Consider the following 379-nt stretch of genomic DNA (forward strand, 5'->3'; position numbering starts at 1 on the left):
GCATCGCTGTCCAGCGCTTCGTCACCGCCTTCGTTCAGGTCCGTGTACTCAAAGCCGCCGGGAAGGACGAACTGTACGCTGTAATCGCCGGGTACCAGGTTGTCGAAGGAGTAGGAACCGTCACCGGCAGTCGTCGTGCTGGCGATTACGTTTCCGTTCTCGTCCTTCAGGTTTACCGTCACGTTCGGTACGCCGGGCTCGCCAGCGTCCTGGATGCCGTCGCCGTCTACGTCTTCGAAGACGAAGTCACCGAGGCTGGCCGTCTCGTAGAAGCCGGCGTCAATCGTCGGGTTGTTCTCGCCGGAGGCCAGGATCACCACCGGGCTCTGGCCCGTGGTCTCGTCCGCGTCGCTGTCCGTGGCGTCATCACCTACGTTGG

Annotated in this window: 1 protein-coding gene; it reads right to left on the reverse strand. The window is 62.8% G+C overall.

What is annotated here, in order from left to right; genetic code table 11:
* Nucleotides 1–379: SdrD B-like domain-containing protein (locus E1J53_RS23890; RefSeq protein WP_173021634.1), on the reverse strand; the 379-nt coding region annotated here is incomplete at both ends.

This window comes from Lewinella sp. W8, from assembly GCF_004375085.3.
Taxonomy (GTDB): domain Bacteria; phylum Bacteroidota; class Bacteroidia; order Chitinophagales; family Saprospiraceae; genus Neolewinella.